Below are 7,941 nucleotides of genomic sequence, written 5' to 3' on the forward strand. Positions count from 1 at the left end.
GCAATTTTTTAAGATTAACAGTAAAATTTCTCTCTTGTATACAAATTGTTGTGTTTCCATAAAAAAACCAGACTGTTTTTCATTGACATTTTACAGTAAATAAGCTAACTTTGTATTTGATAAACCGAACACGATATCATATTTATAAAAAGAAGGGACACATTTTTATCATGTGGAAAAATCTTATCCCGAAAACCATACGCGGCAAAATCATGCTTCTTACGGCAGCCATCACACTGCTCATCACCATTCTTACCACAACGGTCTGCTTCTCGGTTTTTCAGTCCTTTTTGAGAAAAAACCAGCTCCAGTCCGCAGAATTCAGCCTTCAGGTCGTGAGCAACAACATTGCTGCAGATATGAAGGATATCATCTATTTCAGCAAATGGTGCTATACCAACGGTGCCATACTGGATTATCTGGAAGCTTTTAAGGACCAGCCAAAGCTTCCCACGACCTCAAGAGATTCCGATAATTTACGTCCGCTGGCCCTTTCCACCCACAACCGCCTGAAAGAAGAATACTATAACACCCGGGCAAATGAATACATGTCCCGGGTTATCATCTCCACGAATGATGAAAACAATTATCTTCAATGGCAGCCCCAGGCAAATTATTCGTCTTCCTATGCGGCCAGGATCATCAGCCAGGAAAGCTTCTTTCAAAAGCTTTATGAAGCCCGTGACTTTCTCTGGATCGGGCTGGTAAAGGATCCCTTTTCCGCTACAAGCGGGGAACAGTTTATTCCCATTGTACGTCCGGTATATAATGAATTCAATTCCGAAATCATCGGCTGGACTTATGTGGAAATCTCCTCCCGGCTTTTTACCGATTACCTGGCCACCTTTCCGCTTCCTTCGGACAGCATGCTTTTTTTCACCATCGGAGAAAAAACCTACAGCTTTCATTCCAACAAATGGCAGGAAACCCGGACCCCTTACAGCAACCCGGAGAAATTATCCAATAGTCAGTCTTTATCCAAAGGAACACGGGTACTCTCTGTTACCATGAACGACGGTGAAAAACGGATACTGGTGGAACGTCCGGTAGAGGGAATGGACGGCTGGAGCCTCTCCCAGGTCCTCTCCGAGCAGCAATTCAGACAGCAGAAGAACTTATATACCCTTTTAATTGTGGGCATCTGTCTTACCATTGTTTCCCTTGGCATTTTGCTGGCCTTTTTGTTAAATAAAATCATTATGGACCCGATCCATAAGCTCAGTAAAAAAATCGCTGACATATCAACCGGAAATTTCTCCAGGGATGATACCATTGAATGGAACCACGAGCTGGGACAGGTTGGCCATGGGATCAACAACATGTCAGAAAATATCATCACCCTGATGGAAAAACGGGTGGCTGACGAAAAGCAGAAAAAGGACTTGGAATACCAGATCCTCCAGAGCCAGATCAACCCTCATTTTTTATATAATACCTTAAATTCCATTAAATGGATGGCTACCATTCAGAATGCAAACGGAATCGCGGATATGACCACTGCCCTGGCACGGCTTCTTAAAAATGTTTCAAAGGGGAATACTTCCCTGATTCCTTTAAAAGAAGAGCTGGATCTTGTAAAGGATTATTTTCTGATCCAGCAGTACCGCTACGGAGGCAGCGTCACCATGGAATACTCCATGGAATCAGAAGATTTATATGACTGTCAAATCCACCGTTTCACGCTCCAGCCCATCATCGAAAATGCCCTGTTTCACGGAATAGAGCCAACGGGAACGGCCGGCAGGATCGCCGTATCGGCTCAGACCGCAGACGTAAACTCCAAAAAAGCGCTTAGAATCGACATAACAGATAACGGCATCGGCATGACCCAGGAAACCATAGACAAAGTTCTCAATGAGGACACCGACAGCCAAAACAAAACGGAATTTTTCCGGCACGTTGGCATCAGCAATGTAAACAAGCGCATCCAATATGATTTTGGCCCGGAGTATGGAATTGCCATTACCAGCGAGCCTGGCGAGTTTACCACTATGACCATCTTAATCCCCTATGTGCCTTATTCAGAAAACCAATCAGCAGGAAGGTAATATTTATGACGAAATTATTAATCGTAGATGATGAACCATTGGTTCAGATCGGAATAAAATCCATGTTAAACTGGACGGAATACGGCATTGAAATCTGCGGAACCGCCGTGAACGGGAAAAATGCCCTTGAAATGATTGCGGAATATTCTCCGGAAATCGTCATTACTGACATCCGCATGCCTATCATGAACGGGCTGGAGCTGGCAAAAACCTGCCGGGAAAAATACGGAAAAATACCCCTTTTCATTTTTCTTACCAGCTATGAAGAATTCCAGCTCATCAAAGAGGCCATGTCCTATGAAGCCGTGGACTATTTAATTAAGCTGGAGTTAAACGCAGAATCCCTGTCAGAAGCTGCCAAAAAAGCCCTCTCCCGCCTGGAGACACTTCAGGTTTCTTTGGAATATAAGGATTCGGGCCGCCCTCTGTTACAGAGCTATTACGAGAAATTTTTCATGTGTCTCTTACATAACCTCTTTGACAATGAGGAACAGTTTGAGCTGCAGTCCAAAGATCTAAAGCTTGACTTTACTGAAAACTGCTATTTCACCGCCCTCTGTGAAATCCGGGAAAAAAGCCGCAGGGATATGGATTATACAAAACTCATGAATCTTTATAACAGCACCCTGCAAATGGCAAAAGAAATTATCGGCAAGCATCTGCCTGCCTATGTGGTATCTCTGGACATGAAGCATTTCGCAGTGGTATTTCATCTGCCGGATTTAAAGGATTACCGGGAAGAAGCTGTTTCGGATGCATTTCGGAACACTGCTGAAATGGTTTACAACTATTTTAATGTGACTGTCCTCACAGGAATCGGGACTCCGGTCAGCCATCCGTTAAAAATCAGCGAGTCCTATCAGGAAGCCCGCCAGGCCTTTGGACGGGCAACAGAAGAAAACCCAATGGTGATCTTTACCTGCAATGATACCGCTTCGATCCGCAACGCTTTTAATATTTCCGTGTTTAAAAACGAAATAACGAAAGCCTTCAACGAATTTGACACGGATGTGCTTTACCGTACACTGACAGAAATCATCGAACTGTTTGAAGCTCATCCCATGCACTTTCCCCAGGCAGCGGATGGAGCCTGCAACATCCTGTACTTAGCCCTGTCCCTTCTCCCGGACGGAGAGGAAAACATGGCGGAGATTTTCTCTTCCTACAGCGACGGCTACCGCTCCATCTACCGTTTTTCCAATGTGGAACAGATCGTTGAATGGATGACGATCTTCCGGGACGGGCTGTGCGAGGTACTGAAATCCAAACGAAAGACCTACAAAGCCCATGTCATAACCAACGTGCAGAAATACATCAACAATCACGTAACGGAAAAACTGAGCTTAAACGAAGTGGCCGGAGTGTTTGGTTTAAGCCCCAATTATTTAAGCATCCTGTTTAAAAAGAACTGCCAGCTTGGCTTCTCAGAGTACATCGCCCAGGCGAAGATCAACCGGGCCAAAGCCCTGCTGTTGGAACAGGATATGAAAATCTATGAGGCAGCCGACCAGCTCGGCTTTGAAAGTGCCTTTTATTTCAGTAAAGTATTTAAAAAAGTAACCGGGCTTTCTCCCCGGGAATTCATACAACAGAATACCATCAGCCCTGATGAAGAAAAATAAGGAGAATGTGTTATGATTACGGAATTTGCAAACAACTTAAAGAAACCGTTATCCTGTTTTACCCCCTATCCACAGGCTTCTGACCGAAATGCCTGGGAATCTCTGTCTGAGGATTTGAAAGACAGGCTCATAAAAAACGGGGAAGAATTTCTGAATTTTCATTATCCGGCCCTTACTGCCACGGACTACATGGAATTTACAAGAACCGGGAACCGGAGCCATTTTCAGGATAAACAGTTTTCAAGACGTATTGCCCTGGATGCTCTGGTGCTGGCTGAATGTGTGGAGCATCAGGGACGATTCCTTGATGATATCATCAATGGGCTTTATTTGATCTGCGAGGAAAATGCATGGCAGCTTCCTGCCCATAACTCCTACATCCGTGACACGCCTCAGTTTATCCTTCCGGATGTCACCCGCCCTGTCATTGATTTATTCGCGGCGGAAACGGCCTCCGTCCTGGCCATTGCGGAATATCTTTTAAGGCAGGAACTTCTTTTTGTCAGTCCTTTCCTGTCAAAGATGATCAACAAAAATCTGGAAGAACGGATTTTCATTCCTTATCTGGAACAACACTTCTGGTGGATGGGGGATGGAGTCAGCCATATGAATAACTGGACCGTATGGTGTACTCAGAACGTACTTCTCTCCGCCTTTACCAGAGAGCTTCCGGAATCAAAAAAGGAGCAGATATTTAAGAAAGCATGCAAAAGCATGGACTATTTTCTGGCTGAATACGGAGAGGATGGCTGCTGCGACGAAGGTGCCCAGTATTACCGCCACGCAGGACTCTGCCTGTTTAACTGCCTTGAGGTTTTAAACGGGATTTCCGGCAATGCCTTTCTCCCTGTTTATGAAAATGAAAAAATCAAAAATATTGCTTCTTATATCCTGACTGTCCATATACACGGCATATATTATGTAAACTTCGCGGACTGTTCTCCCATTGCCGGACGGTGCGGAGCCCGGGAATTTCTGTTTGGGAAACGGACAAAAAATGCAGAGCTTATGTCTTTTGCCGCATCGGATTACCAGAACAGCGAAGATCCCTTGACCGTTCACGAGCACAACCTGTTCTACCGCCTCCAGACAGTCTTTACCCACAGGGAAATGATGTCTTTTGAAAAGAACCCTGTCATTGCCCATCGGGATTTCTGGTATGAAAGTGTAGGAATATTCATGGCCCGGGATGAACATCTTTACCTGGCTGTAAAGGCTGGGGATAATGATGACAGTCATAATCACAATGATACCGGAAGCTTTACTATTTACAAAGATGGAAAACCAATGTTTATTGACGTTGGTGTGGAGACTTACACGAAAAAGACCTTCTCCCCGGATCGTTATGATATCTGGACCATGCAATCCCGTTATCATAACCTCCCCACCTTTTTTGACGGAGCAACAGAAATCACGGAAAAAGAAGGGGCTGATTATCGGGCAGAGAACGTATCCTGCCAATTGGGCACCTCTGTCTGCCGCATCTCCATGGACCTGGCAGCCGCCTATCCGGATAAAAGAATTCGGTCCTATTTTCGCAGCGCTGTTTTGGAAAAGGGAAAGGGGATCACCATATCGGACCATTACGAGGGGGAACTCCCATGCCCGGTATTATCCCTCATGTTCTACGAGGAGCCACTTCTTAACGGAGATGCCGTGCGGATCGGAAGCTTAGGGAGCTTCACGGTTCACGGTGCGTCCGATATCCGAAAAGAAGTGCTCCCGATTACGGATGAACGTTTGAAAACCTCCTGGAAGCATGATGTATACCGTTTGCTAATTACCATGGAAAATCAGGATTTAACTTTAACCATTCAATAAATACGGGAAGTGATTCGCTATGATGCATTGCCTGTTCGCGTCCTTCCTGGCTTATGTATAATGCAGCCCATTCTTCAAATCACTTCATCTGCAAAGAATCAACAGGTGAAGTGATTTCCATGTGATTTCCTTCACTGTCCTCAAATTCAGCTACCCAGTTTGTACCGATTTGTGTTATCGGAAACACAATCTTTTGTCCCTTAAGCTTATGCTTTAACACATCCACGTTTTCCACTTCAATACTGGGAAGGCAATTATTACCGAACACGTGAGTTTCCTTCATTTTTTCAAAAGCAAATAATCCCAAACGGAAGCCATTGATGTCAAAAACACTATATATGTCATCCTTAACGGTTACCGGCTGTTCAAAAAACGTCTCATAAAAAGCTATCGCACGTTCCATATTAAATACGCACAAATACAAGGATCGTATGTAACACTTCATCTAATCTCTCCTAATTGTAAAATTCTGTTGTTACTAAGGCTCTCCATCTTTTAGCCTCCATTGCATTATCATCTGCGCTTTCTTTATATTTAATCAAAAGCAAATTTTTTTCTATCAGTATTATATGTAAACAGATTTCTCCGCAATTATTATCCAAATACGGCAAATTCACTACAGGCCTAAAATCAGAGACAGGCTATCCATGTAATTAACAGAAAAATATATTCTTTACAACCTGATTAACCATGCATGGTATTCCCTAAAAATAATCTTCAGGCAAAAGTCAGTTTTTACTAATTCCGCGCAAGAAAAATATGTACCATACATCTCAACAAAGCAATTTTATATATGCGCTTATGAAAACAGCAGATACTTGCGGTTAATTATTTCATTAATGACTTATCCAGATTAAACCATACCTAAAGTCAATGGCTGGGATGATTTAAAAATTCCGGTTCAACCGCATTCAAACGGTTTAAAAGTGCTCCTTTATTTGTCTTATAATCATCCAGATGACAGCAATGTATTTCACAGTTGCGATGAGACAAAACAAGAACGGAAGACTAAATACTAATGGCTTCGTAGTTTTTTCTTCACTCCACCATTATAAGACCGGACCTGGTTTATTGTTTCAAACGTATCTGTGCAAAATATTATATACATTATATTTCCATGCTATTAATTTGTAAAGAACAATATGGTACTCATCTGAAGATGAAACTTGAAAGACTGTTGCATTAAATAACAAAGACAGCAATTTTTTAAACCGCTTTTTATATTTTAGAGTACTGCATCTTATTACTAATCATAATGGGATATTCATTTTTCTACTTAACATTAACAGGAATGAATTTCTCTTTTTAAACTTCTTATTCATTTTACTCTTGTAAGTAAATATCGTTTCTTTTAAGGCTACCTTTCGTTTACGAAATATCTGATTCATCACAGACTATTTTTCTTTCTGATGTATTCGTAAAAACAGTTTTCTTCTATAACTGGTATCTACCGTACTCAGTCCAGTACCCGGAAGTCCCAAATGTTCCCAAAATTACTGAAATATCATAAATTAATTGTAGGCGTTATTATTTATCATGAATATACGTCAAGAGTATTTTAAGAAGAGGGAGGAACAGCAATGGCTAATATTGCTCTTCAAATAGAATTAATATCATCTGAAAGTATTAGCGTTGGATCAAACGTACTTTTTGATAACATCGTTTTTCTATCAGGAAATATAGCTTATAATCCAGCAACGGGCGTAGTCACCTTTTTAGAAGCCGGGAGATTTGTTGTAGACTGGTGGTTAGCAACACAATCTTCCCAATCCACAAATGGATCAGCATTTGCTTTGACTACTTCACAAGGAGATTTATTAGAAGGCAATTCTCCATTAAAAACTGGAGAGGTTTATGGAGTTGCTATTATTGAAATAACAAGTGCACCTGCTACCCTATCATTAATAAATATTAGTACAGCAACCGTATTTTATTCTCAACAAGTGCCACTAAAAGGTACTATGGTTATTGTAGAGGAAAATGTGGAGGGAGGTACAGGACCGACTGGTGATACCGGACCTACCGGGCCTACGGGCGATACCGGACCTACCGGGCCTACGGGCGATACTGGACCTACCGGCGACACCGGGCCTACTGGCGACACCGGGCCCATTGGCGACACTGGACCTACGGGCGATACTGGACCTGCCGGTGATACTGGGCCTATCGGTGAAACCGGACCTATTGGCGACACCGGACCTACTGGTGTTACCGGGCCTACCGGCGATACCGGACCTACTGGCGATACTGGACCTACTGGTGATACCGGACCTATTGGCGACACCGGGCCGACCGGTGTTACCGGGCCGACCGGTGATACTGGACCTACTGGCGACATCGGGCCTACCGGCGATACCGGGCCTACCGGACTGACTGGTGATACTGGACCTACGGGTGACACCGGGCCTACTGGCGACACAGGCCCGACTGGCGATACTGGACCTACCGGT

The 7,941-nt window shown here is 43.4% G+C and carries 4 protein-coding genes and 1 pseudogene; 4 read left to right on the forward strand and 1 reads right to left on the reverse strand.

Annotation, left to right across the window (positions count from 1 at the left end; genetic code table 11):
• Positions 1-170: 170 nt before the first annotated feature.
• From BQ9856_RS11185 to BQ9856_RS11195, 3 genes are read left to right on the forward strand one after another with little or no spacing between them, the layout of a single operon-like run.
• Positions 171-2,048: a sensor histidine kinase gene (locus BQ9856_RS11185; protein ID WP_077611106.1), complete on the forward strand. Its 1,878-nt coding sequence runs from the start codon at positions 171-173 to the stop codon at positions 2,046-2,048.
• Positions 2,049-2,053: 5 nt separating this feature from the next.
• Positions 2,054-3,670 (forward strand): response regulator, encoded by a 1,617-nt coding sequence (locus BQ9856_RS11190; RefSeq protein WP_077611107.1) that lies wholly within the window; start codon positions 2,054-2,056, stop codon positions 3,668-3,670.
• A 12-nt stretch (positions 3,671-3,682) separates the two neighbouring features.
• Positions 3,683-5,491 carry a heparinase II/III domain-containing protein gene (locus BQ9856_RS11195; protein ID WP_077611108.1) on the forward strand — a complete coding sequence of 603 codons (1,809 nt, stop codon included), beginning with the start codon at positions 3,683-3,685 and terminating at the stop codon, positions 5,489-5,491.
• 79 nt (positions 5,492-5,570) lie between these two features.
• On the opposite strand, the gene BQ9856_RS11200 is transcribed toward BQ9856_RS11195, so the two are convergent.
• Complete coding sequence (locus tag BQ9856_RS11200) at positions 5,571-5,936, reverse strand: VOC family protein (protein WP_077611109.1); 366 nt, start codon at positions 5,934-5,936, stop codon at positions 5,571-5,573.
• A gap of 1,135 nt (positions 5,937-7,071) precedes the next feature.
• On the opposite strand from BQ9856_RS11200, the pseudogene BQ9856_RS24835 reads away from it, so the two are divergent.
• Positions 7,072-7,941: pseudogene (locus BQ9856_RS24835) on the forward strand (hypothetical protein); the annotation flags it as partial.

It is taken from the genome of Clostridium sp. Marseille-P2415 (genome assembly GCF_900155545.1).
Classification (GTDB): domain Bacteria; phylum Bacillota; class Clostridia; order Lachnospirales; family Lachnospiraceae; genus Lacrimispora.